We start from the raw sequence: 18,037 nt of genomic DNA, 5'->3' as shown, positions 1-18,037 counted from the left end.
CGCACGGGGTGCGCAACGAACACCCGCCGTGCCGGGATGAACGCAATGATCATGCGGGCACGCGCAAGGTTGCTGCATTACAGCGGCAACGTCCCGGCTCGTAGGGTTCTGCGCTGTACGCAGTGTGGCGGGGACCCCGCTCGGCGGGTCCCTGAACGCACAGGTGCGCCGCCGGTCCCCGCGACGCCGCAAGGCAGCGACGAAGGAGTCAGCGCGTGCTCGACCAAGGCGCACCCCCGCACCAGCGCAACAACCCCGCCCCCGCGTCCCCGGGGCCGTTCGCGCGCCTCATGCGGCGCAAGCCCGTGGAAGCCCTGGTCGCCGAAGGCGGCCAGGGCGAGGGCGGATCCCTGCGCCGCTCGCTCGGGCTGTGGCAGCTCACCATGATCAGCATCGGCGCCACGCTCGGCACCGGCATCTTCGTCGTGCTCGGCGAGGCCGTCCCCAAGGCCGGACCGGCCGTCACCCTCTCCTTCGTGATCGCCGGTCTCACGGCCCTCTTCTCGGCGCTCTCCTACGCGGAGCTGGCCGGCACCATCCCGGTCGCCGGGTCCTCGTACTCGTACGCATACGCGACGATGGGCGAACTGATCGCCTGGATCTGCGGCTGGTGCCTGGTCCTGGAGTACGGCGTCTCGGTGGCCGCCGTCGCCGTCGGCTGGGGCGAGTACCTCAACGAACTGCTCGACGGGACCATAGGCGTCACCATCCCCGACGCGCTGTCGGCGCCGCCCGGCGACGGGGGCGTGTTCAACCTGCCCGCCCTCCTCGTCGTCCTGCTGGCGATGGCCTTCCTGCTCGGCGGCGCCCGCGAGTCCGCCCGCGCCAACACGATCATGGTCACCGTGAAGATCGCCGCGCTGGTGATGTTCTGCGCCATCGGCGTCCAGGGCCTGCGCTCCGGCAACTACGAGAACTTCATGCCGATGGGCATGGCCGGCGTCAGCGCTGCCGGGGCGACCCTGTTCTTCTCGTACATCGGCTTCGACGCCGCCTCCACCGCCGGCGAGGAGGCCAAGAACGCCCAGCGCGACCTGCCGCGGGCCATCATGCTGTCGCTGGTCGTCGTCACCGCGCTGTACGTGCTCGTCGCGGCCGTGGCCGTCGGCGCCAAGCCGTGGCGGCAGTTCGGCGACTCCGAGGCCGCCCTCGCCCAGATCATGCGCGAGGTGACCGGACAGTCCTTCTGGGGGACCCTCCTCGCCTTCTGCGCCGTCATCGCCATCGCCAGCGTCGTCCTGACCGTCCTGTACGGCCAGACCCGAATCCTCTTCGCGATGTCGCGGGACGGCCTGGCGCCCAAGGTGTTCTCCAGGGTTCACCCGAGGACCGGCACGCCGCGCGCCAACACGGTGATCGTGTCGCTCTTCTGCGGCGTCCTGGCCGCCGCGATCCCGCTCGGCCAGCTGGCGGACGCCACCAGTATCGGCACCCTGTTCGCCTTCGGCCTCGTCAACATCGCCGTCGTGGTGCTGCGCCGGACCCGCCCGGAGATGCCCCGCACCTTCCGCGTACCGCTGTCGCCGGTCCTGCCCGCCGTGGGCTTCGGCCTCTGCGTGTGGATGATGGGCAGCCTGTCGGCCGTCACCTGGGTGGTCTTCGGAGTCTGGATGGCGGTCGGGCTCGTGTTCTACTTCCTTTACGGCCACCGCCGCTCCCGACTCGCGTCACCCGCACCATCTGAGAAGTGATCGACCCACTGTGCTGAACGATCTCGACGAACGCATCGTGCACGCCCTCGCCGAGGACGCCCGCCGCTCCTACGCGGACATCGGGCACCTGGTGGGCCTGTCCGCGCCCGCCGTCAAACGGCGCGTGGACCGGCTGCGGGCGACCGGAGCCATCACCGGCTTCACCGTGCGGGTCGACCCGGCGGCCCTCGGCTGGGAGACCGAGGGGTTCGTCGAGATCTACTGCCGGCGCAACACCTCCCCGGAGACCATCCAGCGGGGCCTGGAGCGCTACCAGGAGGTCGTGGCGGCGTCCACCGTCACCGGCGAGGCGGACGCCGTCGCCCAGGTCTTCGCCGCCGACATGCGCCACTTCGAACGCGTCCTGGAACGGATCGCGGGGGAGCCCTTCGTGGAACGCACGAAGTCGGTGCTGGTGCTCTCCCCGCTGCTGCGCCGCTTCTCCTCGGGCTCACCCACCTGACCTGCCGGCCCGCGCGCACCGGCGGACCCCGGCCAGCATCCGCAGCACGAGGACCCGGTGGCCGCCCGTGCCGATGACCAGAGCCCGGTACAGGGTTCCGGCCCGGCCGGGGAACACGGCCCGCGTCTCGGCGCTCAGCCGGGTGCGGCCCGGCCCCGCCTCGTCGAGTCGGAAGGCCAGCGAGTACGACGCGAAGCGATGCCCTCCCACCAGGACCAGCCGCCGGTCCGGGACCACCTCGGCCACCCGGAAACCGGCGAGCGTCGCCCCCGCGGCGAGCGGCCACGGCCCGGACGCCGTGCGCTCGTCGGCCCCGACCAGACGGGCGTAGCGGGCCCAGCCCCGCCCGGCGAAGGCACGGCCGAGCACCTCGCCGAGCGCGCGCCAGACCTCCGCGCGCTCCGCCGGGACGACCGTCGCGAGCTCGTCCACGCGGGGCAGTGCGGTGTTCTCCATCAGGACCTCCGTGACGTCGGACCCGTCCCCCACCGCGACTGTCCCACAGGACGCGAACGCCCGGCCGGGCGGGTGGGCCGGAAAACCCCTGGGCGGCCGGACCGGACGCCGCTAGCATCGACGCATGACCTGGCGACATTGATCCACGACCGGCTCCGGCGTCCGTCGACTGACCGCCACGCTCTACGCGTACGCGTTCCTCGACGAGTTCGTGCTGCTCTACCCGGTGTACGTCCTGCTCTTCGCGGACAGCGGGCTGTCCGTCGGGCAGATCTCCTCCCTCTTCGTCCTGTGGTCGCTGACCGGCGTCATGCTGGAGGTCCCCTCCGGCGCCTGGGCCGACGCCGTGTCCCGGCGCCTGCTCCTGTGGCTGGGCCCGCTGCTGGGCGCGGCCGGCTTCGCGCTGTGGGTGCTCGTCCCGTCGTACGGGGCCTTCGCGGCCGGGTTCGTCCTGTGGGGAGCGCGCGGCGCGCTGGCCTCCGGCGCGCTGGAGGCGCTGGTCTACGAGGAGCTGGAACGGGCCGGCGCGGCGGACCGCTACGCCCGCATGACGGGCCGCGCCCACGCCCTGGGCCAGGCGGCCGTGATGACGGCGACGGCACTGGCGGGCCCGGTCCTCGCGGCCGGCGGCTACCGGGCCGTCGGCGCGGCGAGTGTGCTGGCCGCCCTGCTCTGCGCCGCGGCCGCCACCCGCTTCCCCGAGCACCGCACCCCGGCCGCGCCGTCCGAGGGCGGCTGGGCCGCCACCCTGCGCGCCGGGTTCGCCGACGTCCGGGCTGACCGGCGGGTCCTCGGTGCCCTGCTGCTCGTGCCGGCCGTCACGGCGGTGTGGGGGGCGCTGGACGAGTACACCCCGCTGCTGGTCGGGGAGACCGGCGTCCCCGACGCCGAGGTCCCCCGTCTGCTCGTGCTGATCTGGGCCGCGGTGACGGCCGGCAGCCTGCTCGCCGGCCCGGCGGAACGCCTCGGCCGCACCGGACTCGCCGTGCTCCTCGCGGGCGCCGCGCTCGCCCTGGCCGCGGGCGCGCTCACGGGCAGGCCCGTCGGCATCGTCCTCGTCGCCCTCGCCTTCGGCGGCTTCCAGCTCGCGACCGTGCTGGCCGACGTCCGCCTCCAGCGCCGCATCGAGGGCGCGGGCCGGGCCACCCTGACCTCGGTGGCGGGCCTGGGCACGGACGTGCTGACCATCGGCGTGTACGGGGTGTACGGGTTCCTGGGCTCGGCCTTCGGCCACGGCACCGCGTTCGCGGCGTGCGCGGTGCCGTACCTCATGACGGCGCTGGCGCTGGCGGGGGCGCGGAGGCCGAGGGCACGGTCGGGGCCGCGCTGACCTAGGGTGCGAGGGCGTCGGCGTCTACGGCGTGTGCGGGTTCGCCGGATCGCCCTCGGGCGCGGTGCGCGATGCCCGGTGCGTGGTGTGCTCGGCCCGGCGCCGTTCCCGATGGCGGCGCCGGCCACGGCCGTGGGGTCGGCGACCGTGAGCGCGATGCCGCGGCCACGGCGACGGTCCTGGCCACGCCCGGGTCGGCCGTTCCGGGCAGGGCGCGGTGGGCTGTCCAGGGCGGTGGCCGCGGCGGTGACCACGGCCGGGTCGGCGACCGGGGAGCCGGCACGGTGAGGCGCGGTGGGCGGACGACGGGCTTGGCCACGCCCGGGTCGGCCGTTCCGGGCAGGGCGCGGTGGGCGTTCGTCGGCCTTGGTCGTGGCCGGGGCGGCGGCCCCGGGGGGAGAAGGGCCGGTGGGTGCGCAACGAATCGCCGTCGTGGCCCCCGCGCACGCAACAATCCGCTCACGGGTGCGCAACGGCTCCTGCTTGTCGGGCCCGCGCGACCGACCGTACGGTCTATCTGGCCCCCGCGACGGTCTCGCGACGGCCCTCCCGGCAGCCCCCGCGACGGCTGCCCCCGCCCCCTCGTACCCCGGTGAGGATCACGCATGCGCACCGCCCTGCTCCAGAGCTCCGGCCGCCCCGGATCCGTCGTCGAGAACCTCAAGGTGCTCGACGAGGCCGCGGAGCGGGCGGCTGCCGCGGGCGCCGCGCTGCTGGTCGCCCCCGAGCTGTTCCTCACCGGCTACGCGATCGGCGACGACGTCGCCCGCCTCGCCGAGCCCGCCGACGGCGACTCCGCGGACGCCGTGGCCGAGCTCGCCACGCGGCACGGCCTCGCGATCGCCTACGGCTACCCCGAGCGGGACGGCGAGACGGTCTTCAACTCCGCGCAGCTGATCTCCGCCGAGGGCGTCCGGCTCGCGAACTACCGCAAGACCCACCTCTTCGGCTGCTTCGAGCGCGAGCAGTTCAGCCCGGGCGGGCAGACCGTGGTCCAGGCCGAGCTGAACGGCCTCACCGTCGGCCTGATGATCTGCTACGACGTCGAGTTCCCGGAGAACGTGCGCGCCCACGCCCTGGCCGGCACCGACCTGCTCGTCGTGCCGACCGCGCAGATGCACCCCTTCCAGTTCGTCGCCGAGTCGATGATCCCGGTGCGCGCCTTCGAGAACCAGATGTACGTCGCCTACGTCAACCGGGCCGGGCGGGAAGGGGAGTTCGAGTTCGTCGGACTGTCCGCGCTGGCCGGGCCCGACGGGATCGTCCGGGCCCGCGCCGGACGCGAGGAGGAGCTGGTGTTCGCCGACGCCGACCCCGTCGCCCTCGCCGCGTCCCGGGCGGCCAACCCGTATCTGCACGACCGCCGCCCCGGCCTCTACGGGTCCCTGGTCTGAAGCCCCCTCGCTCCCCGAGTCCCCTCGTCTTCGCCGCAAGGAGTCCGCACCCCATGACGTCCACCGTGCCCAACGCCGTCGAGCACGCAGACGAGCACCAGCCGCCGATCACCATGTTCGGCCCGGACTTCCCGTACGCGTACGACGACTTCCTCGCCCACCCGGCGGGGCTCGGCCAGGTCCCCGCGACCGAGCACGGAGCCGAGGTCGCCGTCATCGGCGGCGGTCTTTCGGGCATCGTGGCCGCCTACGAGCTGATGAAGATGGGCCTCAAGCCGGTCGTCTACGAGGCCGACAAGATCGGCGGGCGGCTGCGCACCGTCGGCTTCGAGGGCTGCGACCCCTCCCTGACCGCCGAGATGGGCGCGATGCGCTTCCCGCCGTCCTCCACGGCGCTCCAGCACTACATCGACCTGGTGGGCCTGCAGACCGAGCCCTTCCCCAACCCGCTGGCCGAGGCGACGCCCTCGACGGTCGTCGACCTCAAGGGCGAGTCCCACTACGCCGAGACGATCGACGACCTGCCGCAGGTCTACCGCGACGTCGCCGCCGCCTGGAACAAGTGCCTGGAGGAGGGCGCGGACTTCTCCGACATGAACCGGGCCATGCGCGAGCGCGACGTGCCGCGCATACGCGAGATCTGGGCGAAGCTCGTCGAGAAGCTCGACAACCAGACCTTCTACGGCTTCCTCTGCGACTCCGAGGCGTTCCGGTCCTTCCGCCACCGAGAGATCTTCGGCCAGGTCGGCTTCGGCACGGGCGGCTGGGACACCGACTTCCCCAACTCCATCCTGGAGATCCTCCGGGTCGTCTACACCGAGGCGGACGACCACCACCGCGGGATCGTCGGCGGCAGCCAGCAGCTCCCGCTGCGGCTCTGGGAGCGCGAGCCGCAGAAGATCGTCCACTGGCCGTACGGCACGTCGCTGGCGAGCCTGCACGAGCGCCGCGAACCGCGTCCGGCCGTGACCCGGCTGCACCGCACCGCCGGAAACCGGATCACCGTGACGGACGCGGCGGGCGACATCCGCACCTACCGCGCGGCGGTCTTCACCGCCCAGTCCTGGATGCTGCTGTCGAAGATCGCCTGCGACGACTCGCTCTTCCCGATCGACCACTGGACCGCCATCGAGCGCACCCACTACATGGAGTCCAGCAAGCTCTTCGTGCCCGTGGACCGGCCGTTCTGGCTGGACAAGGACGAGGAGACGGGCCGGGACGTCATGTCGATGACGCTCACCGACCGCATGACGCGCGGCACCTACCTGCTCGACGACGGCCCCGGCAAGCCCGCCGTCATCTGCCTGTCGTACACCTGGTGCGACGACAGCCTGAAGTGGCTGCCGCTGTCGGCGAACGAGCGGATGGAGGTCATGCTGAAGTCGCTCGGGGAGATCTATCCGAAGGTCGACATCAGGAAGCACGTCATCGGCAGCCCGGTGACGGTGTCCTGGGAGAACGAGCCCTATTTCATGGGCGCGTTCAAGGCCAACCTGCCCGGCCACTACCGCTACCAGCGCCGCCTGTTCACACACTTCATGCAGGACCGGCTGCCCGAGGACAAGCGGGGCATCTTCCTGGCGGGCGACGACATCTCCTGGACGGCCGGCTGGGCCGAGGGCGCGGTCCAGACCGCGCTGAACGCGGTCTGGGGCGTGATGCACCACTTCGGCGGCACGACCGACGCGACCAACCCCGGTCCGGGCGACGTGTACGACGAGATCGCGCCGGTGGAACTGCCGGAGGACTGAGGGCGGGCCTCGTCCCCCGGGGCTCAGAGCGGGGTGAGCATCATCCGTCCCGCGAACCCGACGGCCGTGTCGAGCCGTTCGGTGAACTCCTGTGCCACGTCGGGCAGTCGGCGCAGCGCCCACAGGGCCCGGGCCGCCGTCCAGGTGGCGTCCCGGGCCCGTTCCAGGCTCCAGGCACCGAGCAGGTGGGTCAGCGGGTCGGCGATCTGCAGCAGGTCGGGGCCCGGCATCAGCTCCTCGCGGACGCGCTCCTCCAGCGAGACGAGGACGTCGCCCACCCGGTCGAACTCGTCCTCCAGGTCGGCCGGTTCGCAGCCGAGGCTGTGACAGGCGTCCACCACGGCGAGCGCGAGGTCGTGCCCGATGTGCGCGTTGACGCCCGCGAGCGCGAACTGCAGCGGCCGCACGCCGGGATGGCGGCGGAACTGAAGCAGCGGACGCCAGCAGGCCGGCGCGCGCCCGTCCGACGGCGCCGGGTCGACCGCGTCCAGGTAGCGCTGGGCGAACCGCACGTCCAGCGTGGCCGCGGCTTGCGGGTCCGGGAAGCGACCCCGGTCGATGCGCCGGTCCACTTCCCGGGTCACCGCCAGGTAGACGCGGTTGAAGACCGCGACGCCGTCCCGGGCGGGCAGGGCCGCGTCCAGGGCGCGCATCCGGGCGAGCACGTCGTCGATGCTCACGGCGAGCGGCACGGACGGGTCGGCGTCCGCCTCGGCGGGCGGGGGGAACTGTGTCAATCGCGGCATGGGGGCAGGGTGGCAGTCCGGGACGGCCCCGCGGGGCGGCGAGCCCGACGCTTCCCCGGAACGGGCGAACGGGCCCGTCGCGCCGGGCGGGTTCGGCCCGGAACGCGCCCTAGGAACCGGCGTCGTCGTAGCTGCTCGTGCCCTCGTCGAGCAGCGGCCGCTGCGCCTTGAGATGGTCGGGCGCGAAGGCGCGCAGCGCGTGGTAGCCGGTGATGACGACGACGGTGCCGAGCGCGATGCCGCTCAGCGAGAACGTGTCGGTGAACGTCATCGTGACGTTGCCGACGCCGATGATGATGCCCGCCGCGGCCGGCACCAGGTTCAGCGGGTTGCGCAGGTCGACGCCGGCGGTGATCCAGATCTGCGCGCCGAGCAGGCCGATCATGCCGTACAGGATGACGGTGATGCCGCCGAGGACGCCGCCGGGGATCGCGGCGACGATCGCGCCGAACTTCGGGCACAGGCCGAACAGGAGGGCGAACCCGGCGGCGGCCCAGTACGCGGCCGTCGAGTAGACGCGGGTCGCGGCCATCACGCCGATGTTCTCGGAGTACGTCGTGTTGGGCGGGCCGCCCAGGGCGGTGGACAGCATGGAGCCGACGCCGTCGGCGGAGATCGCCGTGCCGAGCCGGTCGTCCAGGTCGTCGCCGGTCATCTCGCCGACCGCCTTGACGTGCCCGGCGTTCTCCGCGACCAGCGCGATCACCACCGGCAGGGCCACCAGCACCGCCGACCAGTCGAAGGACGGGCCGTGGAAGGAGGGCAGGCCGATCCAGTCGGCGTGGGCGACGCCGGACAGGTCGAGCCGCCAGTGGTCGGTGACCTTGCCGCTCGCGTCGGCGGAGTGGATCCGGCCGAAGATCCGGTCGAACGCCCAGGACACGGCGTATCCGAGGACGAGACCGAGGAAGATCGCGATGCGCGACCAGAACCCGCGCAGACAGACCACGGCCGCGGCGGTGCACGCCATGACCAGCAGCGCGGTCCACTGGTCCTGCGGCCAGTAGGTCGAGGCGGTGACCGGGGCGAGGTTGAAGCCGATCAGCATCACCACGGCGCCCGTGACGATCGGGGGCATCGCGGCGTGGATGATCCGCGCCCCGAACCGCTGCACGGCCAGTCCGACGGCGAACAGCGCGACCCCGACGACGAACACCGCGCCGGTGACCGTGGCGCTCGTCCCGCCCTGCGCGCGGATGACCGCCGCGACGCCCACGAACGACAGGGAGCACCCGAGGTAGCTGGGCACCCGGCCGCGCGTGGCGAGCAGGAAGACGACGGTCGCGACGCCCGACATCATGATGGCGAGGTTGGGGTCCAGGCCCATGAGGACCGGTGCCACGAAGCTCGCGCCGAACATCGCCACCACGTGCTGGGCGCCCAGACCCACCGTGCGCGGCCAGGACAGCCGCTCGTCGGGGCGGACGACCGCGCCGGGCGCGGGGGTGCGTCCGTCGCCGTGCAGTTTCCAGCGGACGCCGAGATCCATGGGTGCGGGTCGCTTTCGTGAGGGAACGGCTGTCCTGGTCATTCTCACGTGCCCGGGGGAGGGTGAGCGACCGCTTAGGGGCGGCTTAGGATGGTGGCCGTTGTTCCGTACCCGCACAGGAGTGCCCGCCGTGACCGCCGAAGCCCCGCCCGCCCCCGCTGTGTCGTACGGCCGGCTCGTCCCCGTCACCGTCCACTTCGACGACCTGGACGCGCTCGGACTGCTGCACAACGCCCGCTACCCGCTCATGGTCGAACGCGCCTGGACGGGGCTGTGGCAGGAGTACGGCGTGCGCTTCGAGGGCGACTGGGCCACCGCCGGCGACGCCTGCAACGCCGTCAGGGAACTGCGGATCAGCTACGAGGCCCCGGTCACCAGGACGGGCGCGTACGCCGTGCACCTGTGGCTGGAGCGGCTCGGCACCACGGGGCTGACGTACGGCTTCCGGTTCTGTTCGTCGGACGGGACGCTGACCTACGCGCGCGGGGAACGCGTCCTCGTGCGGCTGGACGCGGCGACCATGCGCCCCGCGCCCTGGAGTGAGACCCTCAGGAGCGGGGGCCGGGCACTGCTGCGGCCTGCGGACTGACCTTCGCACCCGTGCGCTCGCCGCCGCGCAGCACGCCGGCGAAGGCCACCAGTCCGAGGGCGAGCGCCGTCACGACGACGAACGACACCGTCAGGCTGGTCGCCTGCGCCACCCCGCCGATCAGGCTGGGGGCGATCAGCCCCGAGGTGTACGTGATGGTCGCGACGCCCGCGATGGCCTGGCTGGGGTTGGGCCCGCTGTGGCCGGCCGCGGCGAAGCACAGCGGTACGACGACCGCGATGCCGAGCCCCATCAGCCCGAACCCGCCGATCGCCACCGCCGGATGACCCGCGACGACGATCAACAGCCCGCCCAGCGCGGCCAGGACGCCTCCCGCACGCACCGTGCGCACCGCCCCGAACCGGTTCACCACCGCGTCCCCCGCGATCCGGGCCACCGCCATGGTGAGCATGAAGCCGGTGGTGCAGGCCGCCGCGACGCCCGCCGAGGAGGCGAGCCGGTCGCGCAGGTACACCGCCGACCAGTCCAGGCTCGCGCCCTCCGCGAAGACCGCGCAGAACCCGACGGCGCCGATCAGCAGGGCCGAGCGCGGCGGCAGCGCGAACCGCGGGGGCGGCTCCTCGTCCTCGGTCGGCCTGATGTCCAGCACCCATCGGCAGGCCAGGAGCCCGAGGGCGGTGAGCACGGCCGCGGCGAGGGCGTGATGCAGACGGGCGTCCGCGCCCAGGTGCGCGGCGAGCGTGCCGCCGGCCGAGCCGACCAGCGCACCCGCGCTCCACATGCCGTGCAGGCCCGACATGATCGACCTGCCCAGCCGGCGTTCCACCTCGACGCCGAGGGCGTTCATCGCGACGTCCGCCATGCCGGCCGCGGCCCCGTACGTGAACATCGCCAGACACAGCAGCGGCAGGTTGGGCGCGAGGGCGGGCAGCAGCAGCGACAGCGTCCACAGCGCGAGCAGTACGCGCAGGGCGGTGCGGCTGCCGAGCCGATGGCTGACCGAGCCGGCCAGGGGCATCGCACAGGCCGCGCCGAACGCGGTGAAGGCCAGGGCGAAGCCGAGCTGCCCGGTGGAGACGTCGGCGTGGTCCTGGATCCACGGCACCCGGGTGGCGAACGAACCGGTGACCGCGCCGTGCACGGCGAACACCGCCGCGACGGCGTACCGGGCCCGCCGCACCTGCGTGGGGGTGTGGTCCACGTCGCCCGCTCCGCTCATTCCTCGCCCTTTCCGGGTTCGCGCCGCCTCGTCGCGATGCCGACGTAAACTATCAGGAACCCTGCCTGATAAATAGAGGGAACGGTCGCGACCCGTCGGCCGAGTCCCCCTCGGCCGTGGGAGGATTCCCGCCATGCCCGCATCCCCGAGCACCGCCCGGGTCATCAACGACCGGCTCGCCCTGCGGCTGCTGCAACGCGAAGGCCCGTTGACGGCCGGGCAGTTGAAACAGCTCACCGGTCTGTCCCGGCCGACCGTCGCCGACCTCGTCGAACGTCTCACCGCCTCGGGGCTGATCGAGGTCGCGGGGGAGACGGGGGAGCGGCGCCGCGGACCGAACGCGAGGCTCTACCGCATCGTCGCGGGCCGCGCCCACCTGGCCGCCCTGGACGTGCGCACCGAGGGCGTCGCGGTGCTCGTCTCCGACCTCGTCGGGGAGGTGCTCGCCGAGGCGTCCGTGCCGATCGGCGGCGACCTCGGCACGGGCACGGCCGTCGAGCGGGCGGTCGCCCTCGTCGAACGGGCGGCCAAGGACGCGGGGGCCGACCCGCTGCACACCCTGGGCGTCGGCGCGCCCGGCCTCATCGACCCGGTGAGCGGCGAGCTGCACGACTCCAGCGGGCTGCCCGAATGGCACCGCCGGCTGATGGCGGCCCTCCGGGAAAGGTTCCCCGACGCCCGCCTGCACGTCGAGAACGAGACCAACCTGGCCGCGCTGGCGGAACAGCGCGAGGGCGGCGCCCGCGACCGCGACACCTTCGTCCTGCTGTGGCTCGGCCACAGCGTCGGCGCGGCCGTCGTGCTGGACGGCACCCTGCGCCGGGGCGCCTCCGGAGGCACCGGCGAGATCGGCTTCCTGCCGGTCCCGGGCACCGACGGCCTGCCCTCGGCCACGGGATGCGAGGGAGGCTTCCATTCCCTGGCCGGCTCGGCGGCGATCACCGCCCTGGCGGACGAGCACGGCCTGGCGGCGGGGCCACCGACCCGGACCGGCGAACCGGCCGCCGCCGAACTGGTGCGCCGGGCAGTGGCGGCGACCCGCCCGGCCCCGCCCGACGACCACCCTCCGGCGGCCACGACCGCCCCGACCGACGTGCCCGCCCCCGCCGAAGCCGGCGTCGACCGCCGCACGGACGTCTGGAACGCCTCCGCCGCCCCGGCGGGGAGGCGGTCGGGCGACGCCGCCGACCGGTTCCTCGACGCCCTCGCCGACCGGCTGACCCTCGGCGTCGCCTCCGTCGTCGCGGTCCTCGACCCCGGCTGCGTGGTCCTCGGCGGTGAGGTCGGGCGGGCCGGCGGCGAAGAGCTGGCGCTCCGGGTGGCGCGGCGGCTGCGCCGGATGGCGCCCCTGCCGACCGAGGTGCGCCCCAGCGCCCTGGGCGGCGGCGCGGTCCTGCGCGGAGCGCTGCTCACGGCCCGCGAATCCGCACAGGACGAGCTGTTCGGCAGCGGTGAGCGAGAGCCGCGCGCCCTGCCGGAGGCCGCTCAGCGACGGATGCGCGTCGCCAGGTAGTCCTCGGCTCGTACGCGCGCGGTCGCCCCGCGCACGCCCCGTCGGATCCGCGTGCGCCGAGGGGGACCCGGCGGCGGGCAAGGGCCGTCGTCACCGCCGCCGGGCCGTACGCGTCGACCCTAGAAAGGACTAGACCAAAGCGTCAATAGGTATGGACCAATGGCGAGTTCGGCGGGCGGGCGGAGGCGGCGGTGACGCACGCGCACGCGGTCGCGACGCTCTGTGAGGCAGCCCACATCCTTCACCTGTATGGACGCGCATCCGGCATGGCACACTGACCCTGTACCTAAAGCAGCGCACTCCGGGGTCGGTGAAAGTCCGAACCGGCGGTTACAGTCCGCGACCCGGCCGCTTCCAGCGGCCGGTTGACCAGGTGAAATTCCTGGACCGACGGTTAAAGTCCGGATGGGAGGCAGTGCGCGGCGGGCGGGCATTCGTGCGCGCCGTCGTAGATGTACTCGTCCGTGGACGAGTCTGTCCGGCGTCGCTCCCGGTGTCCTCGCCCGTACCTGCTGTCGTCATCGACAGGCCCCGGAGTTCGTGCCCGAAGAGGCAGGAGGACCCGGGAAGTGTTCACCGGAATCGTCGAAGAGCTGGGTGAGGTCACCGCCGTCGAGAATCTCGGCGACGCCTCCCGCTTCCGGCTGCGCGGCCCCGTCGTGACCGACGGCGCGAAGCACGGCGACTCCATCGCCGTGAACGGGGTCTGTCTCACCGTCGTCGAACACGAGGGCGACGAGTTCACCGCCGACGTCATGGCGGAGACCCTGAACCGTTCCAGCCTCGGCGCCCTCGGCGTCGGCTCCCGGGTCAACCTCGAACGCCCCACCGCCGTCGGCGCACGCCTCGGCGGGCACATCGTGCAGGGCCATGTCGACGGCACCGGCGCGGTACTGGAGCGCAGGCCCTCCGAGAACTGGGAGATCGTCAAGATCTCGCTGCCCGACGGCCTCGCCCGCTACGTCGTGGAGAAGGGCTCGATCACCGTCGACGGCATCAGCCTCACGGTCGTCGACGCCGGCTCCGACCACTTCACCGTCAGCCTCATCCCCACCACCCTCGCCCTGACCACGCTCGGCCTCAAGCAGCCCGGCGACCCGGTCAACCTCGAGGTGGACATCGTCGCGAAGTACGTGGAACGCCTGCTGGCGAGCACGCAGGGCGCGACCGGCACCCCGGGAGCGGCGCTGTGAACTGGCTGAACTCCGAGGCCTTCGTCATGTTCGACCAGCACATCATCTGGTCGGACATGATCGGGAACATCCTCGGCCTGATCACGCTCGCCCTCGGCTGGCGCCGTTCGCTGCTGACCTGGCCGGTGCAGTTCCTCTCCGGCCTCGTCCTCTTCGTCGCCTTCTACGGCCATCTCGCCGGCAGCGCCGGCAAGCAGGTCGTCGTGATGGTCGTCGCGCTGTACGGGTGGTGGCAGTGGAACCGCAGCAGGGGGCGCTCGGCGGACGGGCAGATCACCCCCCGCTTCGCCACCTGGACCGAGCGCGCGGCCATGGCCGGCGCGGCGGCCCTCGGCACCGTCGCCGTGGCCCTGCTCTTCAAGGCCTACCCGTCCCTGTCCTGGGACCCGTGGCCCGACGCCTACATCTTCGTCGGCACCGTCGTCGCCATGTACGCCCAGGCGCGCGGCATGGTCGAGTTCTGGATCGCCTGGCTCCTCGTCGACGTCGTCGGCGTCCCCCTCAACTTCGCCAACGGCTACGCCTTCTCCGGCTTCGTGTACGTCATCTACGGCGCGCTGGTCCTGTGGGGCATGCGCGACTGGTGGCTGCGCTCCCGCAAGGCCTCGCAACCCGCTCTGGAAGGAGCGCCGGCATGAGCACAGCACCGATCCTCTACAGCACCGAGGGCGTCGAGGACTTCTCCCTCGACCCGGTCGAACAGGCCATCGCCGACATCGCGGCCGGCCGCCCCGTCGTGGTCGTCGACGACGAGGACCGCGAGAACGAGGGCGATCTCGTCGTCGCCGCGGAGATGGCCACCCCCGAGATCGTCGCCTTCATGATGAGCGAGTGCCGCGGCCTGATCTGCGCCCCCATGGAGGGCGAGGAGCTGGAGCGGCTGGAGCTCCCGCAGATGGTCCAGGACAACACCGAGTCGATGAAGACCGCGTTCACGGTCTCCGTCGACGCGAGCGCCGCCCACGGCGTCACCACCGGCATCTCCGCCGCCGACCGCGCCACCACCCTCCGGCTCCTGGCGGGCGGCCGGGCGCAGGCGGCCGACTTCGTCCGGCCCGGTCACGTCTTCCCGCTGCGGGCCAAGTCCGGCGGCGTGCTGACCCGCAACGGCCACACCGAGGCCGCCGTCGACCTCGCCCGCCTCGCGGGCCTGCGGCCGGCCGGCGCCATCGTCGAGATCGCCGGCGAGGACGGCCGGATGCTCCGGCTGCCGGAGCTGATCCCCTTCGCCCGCAAGCACGGCCTGACGATCATCTCCATCGAGGACCTGATCGCCTACCGCCGTGGCTCGGAGCCCACCGTGCGCCGCGAGGCCGAGACCCGACTGCCCACCGTCCACGGCACGTTCACCGCCTACGGCTACCGCTCCACCGTCGACGGCGTCGAGCACGTCGCCCTCGTCCACGGTGAGATCGGCGACGGCGCGGACGTCCTGGTCCGCGTCCACTCCGAATGCCTCACCGGCGACGTCTTCGCCTCCCAGCGCTGCGACTGCGGGCCCCAGCTGGACGCGTCCCTGGAGCGCATCCAGAGCGAGGGCCGGGGCGTGGTCGTCTACCTGCGCGGACACGAGGGCCGGGGCATCGGCCTGCTGTCCAAGCTGCGCGCCTACGAACTCCAGGAACAGGGCCACGACACCCTGGACGCCAACCTGGAGCTGGGCCTGCCCGCCGACGCCCGCGACTACGGGGCCGGGGCGCAGATCCTCGACGACCTCGGCGTGCACAGCGTCCGCCTGATGACCAACAACCCCGAGAAGACCGAGGCGCTGGTCCGGCACGGCATCGAGGTCACCCGGCGCGAGCCCATGCCCGTGCAGGCCGGCGAGCACAACATCCGCTACCTGCGCACCAAGCGGGACCGGATGGGACACGACCTGCCCTGGCTGGACGCGGCCCCCGTGTCCCCCTGCGGCAACCAGTGACCACCGCCGGCGCCGACGGCATCACCGGCGCCGGCAGCACCCCCAGCACCGACAGCACCGAACGACACCGAGGAGAGACGAGAACGTGAGCGGCAAGGGCGCACCGGAACTGTCCGTACGCAATGTGGGTGACCTCCGGGTCGCCGTCATCGCGGCCCAGTGGCACGAGAAGGTGATGGACGGCCTGGTCGACGGCGCGCTGCGCGCCCTGCACGACCTCGGCATCGACGAGCCGACCCTGCTGCGCGTCCCCGGCAGCTGGGAACTCCCGGTCGTGGCCAAGGCGCTGGCCGGCCGCGGGTACGACGCGATCGTCGCCCTCGGCGTCGTCATCCGGGGCGGCACGCCGCACTTCGAGTACGTGTGCCAGGGCGTCGTCCAGGGCCTCACCCAGGTGTCCGTCGAGACCGGGGTGCCCGTCGGCATGGGCGTCCTCACCTGTGACACCGAGGAGCAGGCCCTGGACCGGGCCGGCCTTGAGGGCTCCAACGAGGACAAGGGGCACGAGGCGGTGACGGCGGCGGTGGCCACCGCGGCCACCCTCCGCTCAGTATCCGAACCCTGGCACTGACCGACCCGGTGTTGGAGCTAGGCTGACCTCACCATGTCGAACAAGACTTTCGAGGAGCTCTTCACCGAGCTCCAGCAGAAGGCCGCCACCGGCGACCCCGCCACCTCCCGCACCGCCGAACTGGTCGGGAAGGGCGTCCATGCCATCGGCAAGAAGGTCGTCGAAGAGGCCGCCGAGGTCTGGATGGCCGCCGAGTACGAGGGCAAGGAAGCCGCCGCCGAGGAGATCTCGCAGCTGCTCTACCACGTCCAGGTGATGATGGTCGCCCGCGGAATCTCGCTGGACGACGTCTACGCCCACCTGTAGAAACGCTCCCGGCACCCCCCTCTGCACACACCCGCCCCCGCCCCGTACCACGCGAAGGAAGCCGACCTCATGCTGCGCATCGCCGTCCCCAACAAGGGTTCCCTGTCAGGCCCCGCGGGGGAGATGCTGCATGAGGCCGGCTACCGGCAGCGCCGCGAGTCCAAGGAACTGCGGATCGTCGACCCGGTCAACGACGTGGAGTTCTTCTACCTCCGCCCCCGCGACATCGCGATCTACGTCTCCTCCGGCCGCCTCGACATCGGCGTCACCGGCCGCGACCTGCTGGTCGACTCCGGCGCCGAGGCCGAGGAGATCCTCCCCCTCGGCTTCGCCCGCTCCACCTTCCGCTTCGCCGCCAAGCCGGGCACGGCGCACTCCCTGGAAGACCTCAAGGGCCGCACGATCGCCACTTCCTACGAGGGGATCGTCGCCAAGCACCTGGCCGAGCAGGGCGTCGACGCCTCCGTCGTCCACCTCGACGGCGCCGTCGAGACGGCCATCGAACTGGGCGTCGCCGAGGTCATCGCCGACGTCGTGGAGACCGGCACCTCGCTGCGCAACGCCGGCCTGGAGGTGTTCGGCGACCCGATCATGCAGTCCGAGGCCGTCGTCATCCGCCGCACGGGCGCCGACGCCGAGGACGCCGCCGAGCCCCGAGTCCAGCAGTTCCTGCGCCGCCTCCAGGGCGTCCTGGTCGCGCGGACCTACGTGATGATGGACTACGACTGCCGCGTCGAGCAGCTGGAGAAGGCCGTCGCGCTGACCCCGGGCCTGGAGTCGCCGACCGTCTCCCCGCTGCACAACGAGGGCTGGGTCGCCGTCCGCGCCATGGTCCCCGCCAAGGAGGCCCAGCGGATCATGGACGACCTCTACGACATCGGCGCCCGCGCCATCCTGACCACGGCCATCCACGCCTGCCGACTCTGAACGCATCCGGGAACATGTCCGATCTCACAGGTGGCGACCTGCCCACCCTCCCCGTCACCTTCCGGCCGGGCCGCACCCGCGCGGTGCTCCTCACCGCCGGGGTCGCGATCCTCGTCGTCATCTCCGCCGTGGCCCTGCTGCTGGAGCAGCTCGGCCCGGGGGAGCGGCTCAGCTTCATCCTGACCGGCGCGCTCATCTTCTGGGCGCTGGCCCAGATCGCCCGGGTACGGGTCGTCGCCGACGAGGCGGGCGTCACCGTGGTGAACATCGCCGGCCGGCGACGCCTGGCGTGGGCGGAGATCCTCCGGGTGAACCTCCGTCCGGGCGATCCCTGGGTCTTCCTCGACCTCAGCGACGGCACCAGCCTGCCGGCCCTCGGCATCCAGCCCGGCATCGACAAGCGGCAGGCCATCGCCGACGCGCGCAGCCTGCGGGCGCTCGCGGAAGCACGGTCGCTCCGTGACCCCGAGACGCCCCCGCAACAAGATCAGGGCTGACTCGGGGCCGTCCACCC

At 72.7% G+C, this 18,037-nt stretch carries 18 protein-coding genes and 1 riboswitch; of the genes, 14 read left to right on the top strand and 4 right to left on the bottom strand.

What is annotated here, in order from left to right; all coding sequences use genetic code 11:
- The first annotated feature begins 215 nt into the window (after window positions 1-215).
- Together ACGFSH_RS21720 and ACGFSH_RS21715 are read left to right on the top strand one after the other, a co-directional pair.
- Window positions 216-1,691 (top strand): amino acid permease, encoded by a 1,476-nt coding sequence (locus ACGFSH_RS21720; protein WP_393351008.1) that lies wholly within the window; start codon window positions 216-218, stop codon window positions 1,689-1,691.
- Between the two features lie 10 nt (window positions 1,692-1,701).
- Window positions 1,702-2,154, top strand: coding sequence for an Lrp/AsnC family transcriptional regulator (locus ACGFSH_RS21715; RefSeq protein ID WP_055638498.1), 453 nt, complete (start codon window positions 1,702-1,704; stop codon window positions 2,152-2,154).
- Here ACGFSH_RS21715 and ACGFSH_RS21710 read toward each other — a convergent pair.
- Window positions 2,143-2,610 carry a hypothetical protein gene (locus ACGFSH_RS21710; protein ID WP_393351006.1) on the bottom strand — a complete coding sequence of 156 codons (468 nt, stop codon included), beginning with the start codon at window positions 2,608-2,610 and terminating at the stop codon, window positions 2,143-2,145. The two genes, ACGFSH_RS21715 and ACGFSH_RS21710, sit on opposite strands and share 12 nt — an antisense overlap.
- A gap of 169 nt (window positions 2,611-2,779) precedes the next feature.
- Between ACGFSH_RS21710 and ACGFSH_RS21705 the strand changes: the two genes are divergently transcribed.
- The 3 genes from ACGFSH_RS21705 to ACGFSH_RS21695 all read left to right on the top strand — a co-directional run bounded on the left by ACGFSH_RS21705 (window position 2,780) and on the right by ACGFSH_RS21695 (window position 7,085).
- Window positions 2,780-3,940, top strand: coding sequence for an MFS transporter (locus ACGFSH_RS21705; RefSeq protein WP_393351627.1), 1,161 nt, complete (start codon window positions 2,780-2,782; stop codon window positions 3,938-3,940).
- Between the two features lie 605 nt (window positions 3,941-4,545).
- A complete protein-coding gene (locus ACGFSH_RS21700; protein ID WP_393351004.1) occupies window positions 4,546-5,334 on the top strand; it encodes a carbon-nitrogen hydrolase family protein in 789 nt (262 codons plus the stop codon).
- A 53-nt stretch (window positions 5,335-5,387) separates the two neighbouring features.
- Window positions 5,388-7,085, top strand: coding sequence for a flavin monoamine oxidase family protein (locus tag ACGFSH_RS21695; RefSeq protein WP_393351002.1), 1,698 nt, complete (start codon window positions 5,388-5,390; stop codon window positions 7,083-7,085).
- A 23-nt stretch (window positions 7,086-7,108) separates the two neighbouring features.
- Here ACGFSH_RS21695 and ACGFSH_RS21690 read toward each other — a convergent pair whose 3' ends face one another.
- Window positions 7,109-7,759, bottom strand: coding sequence for a DUF5995 family protein (locus tag ACGFSH_RS21690; protein ID WP_393351625.1), 651 nt, complete (start codon window positions 7,757-7,759; stop codon window positions 7,109-7,111).
- 181 nt (window positions 7,760-7,940) lie between these two features.
- Window positions 7,941-9,320, bottom strand: coding sequence for a uracil-xanthine permease family protein (locus ACGFSH_RS21685; protein WP_393351000.1), 1,380 nt, complete (start codon window positions 9,318-9,320; stop codon window positions 7,941-7,943).
- A gap of 130 nt (window positions 9,321-9,450) precedes the next feature.
- On the opposite strand from ACGFSH_RS21685, the gene ACGFSH_RS21680 reads away from it, so the two are divergent.
- Window positions 9,451-9,909, top strand: coding sequence for an acyl-CoA thioesterase (locus tag ACGFSH_RS21680; protein WP_393350999.1), 459 nt, complete (start codon window positions 9,451-9,453; stop codon window positions 9,907-9,909).
- On the opposite strand, the gene ACGFSH_RS21675 is transcribed toward ACGFSH_RS21680, so the two are convergent.
- On the bottom strand, window positions 9,869-11,089 hold the full coding sequence (locus tag ACGFSH_RS21675; RefSeq protein ID WP_393350997.1) for an MFS transporter: 1,221 nt from the start codon (window positions 11,087-11,089) through the stop codon (window positions 9,869-9,871). The two genes, ACGFSH_RS21680 and ACGFSH_RS21675, sit on opposite strands and share 41 nt — an antisense overlap.
- 133 nt (window positions 11,090-11,222) lie before the next feature.
- Here ACGFSH_RS21675 and ACGFSH_RS21670 point away from each other — a divergent pair, with 133 nt between their 5' ends.
- From ACGFSH_RS21670 to ACGFSH_RS21635, 8 genes are all read left to right on the top strand, one after another.
- Window positions 11,223-12,602, top strand: a complete 1,380-nt coding sequence (locus ACGFSH_RS21670) for an ROK family transcriptional regulator (protein WP_393350994.1) — start codon at window positions 11,223-11,225, stop codon at window positions 12,600-12,602.
- Between the two features lie 292 nt (window positions 12,603-12,894).
- Window positions 12,895-13,025, top strand: a riboswitch (FMN riboswitch).
- 146 nt (window positions 13,026-13,171) lie between these two features.
- Entirely contained in the window at window positions 13,172-13,795 is a 624-nt protein-coding gene (locus tag ACGFSH_RS21665) for a riboflavin synthase (protein WP_393350991.1), read from the top strand.
- On the top strand, window positions 13,792-14,433 hold the full coding sequence (gene pnuC, locus ACGFSH_RS21660) for a nicotinamide riboside transporter PnuC (protein WP_393350989.1): 642 nt from the start codon (window positions 13,792-13,794) through the stop codon (window positions 14,431-14,433). Before ACGFSH_RS21665 ends, pnuC begins: the two co-directional genes overlap by 4 nt.
- The gene (locus tag ACGFSH_RS21655) at window positions 14,430-15,719 is read left to right on the top strand and encodes a bifunctional 3,4-dihydroxy-2-butanone-4-phosphate synthase/GTP cyclohydrolase II (RefSeq protein WP_393350988.1); all 1,290 of its coding nucleotides are present in this window, start codon (window positions 14,430-14,432) and stop codon (window positions 15,717-15,719) included. The genes pnuC and ACGFSH_RS21655 overlap by 4 nt, the downstream gene beginning before the upstream one ends.
- Window positions 15,720-15,804: 85 nt before the next feature.
- Complete coding sequence (gene ribH / locus ACGFSH_RS21650; protein ID WP_109001591.1) at window positions 15,805-16,290, top strand: 6,7-dimethyl-8-ribityllumazine synthase; 486 nt, start codon at window positions 15,805-15,807, stop codon at window positions 16,288-16,290.
- A 33-nt stretch (window positions 16,291-16,323) separates the two neighbouring features.
- A complete protein-coding gene (locus ACGFSH_RS21645) occupies window positions 16,324-16,596 on the top strand; it encodes a phosphoribosyl-ATP diphosphatase (protein WP_018534786.1) in 273 nt (90 codons plus the stop codon).
- 69 nt (window positions 16,597-16,665) lie between these two features.
- Window positions 16,666-17,523, top strand: coding sequence for an ATP phosphoribosyltransferase (gene hisG, locus ACGFSH_RS21640; protein ID WP_393350985.1), 858 nt, complete (start codon window positions 16,666-16,668; stop codon window positions 17,521-17,523).
- Between the two features lie 14 nt (window positions 17,524-17,537).
- A complete protein-coding gene (locus ACGFSH_RS21635) occupies window positions 17,538-18,020 on the top strand; it encodes a PH domain-containing protein (protein WP_393350983.1) in 483 nt (160 codons plus the stop codon).
- Window positions 18,021-18,037: the final 17 nt, after the last annotated feature.

This window comes from Streptomyces sp. NPDC048481 (assembly GCF_043200075.1).
GTDB lineage: Bacteria > Actinomycetota > Actinomycetes > Streptomycetales > Streptomycetaceae > Streptomyces.
Note: the sequence above shows the minus strand (reverse complement) of the source record. Positions and strands in the feature narration are given on the sequence as shown.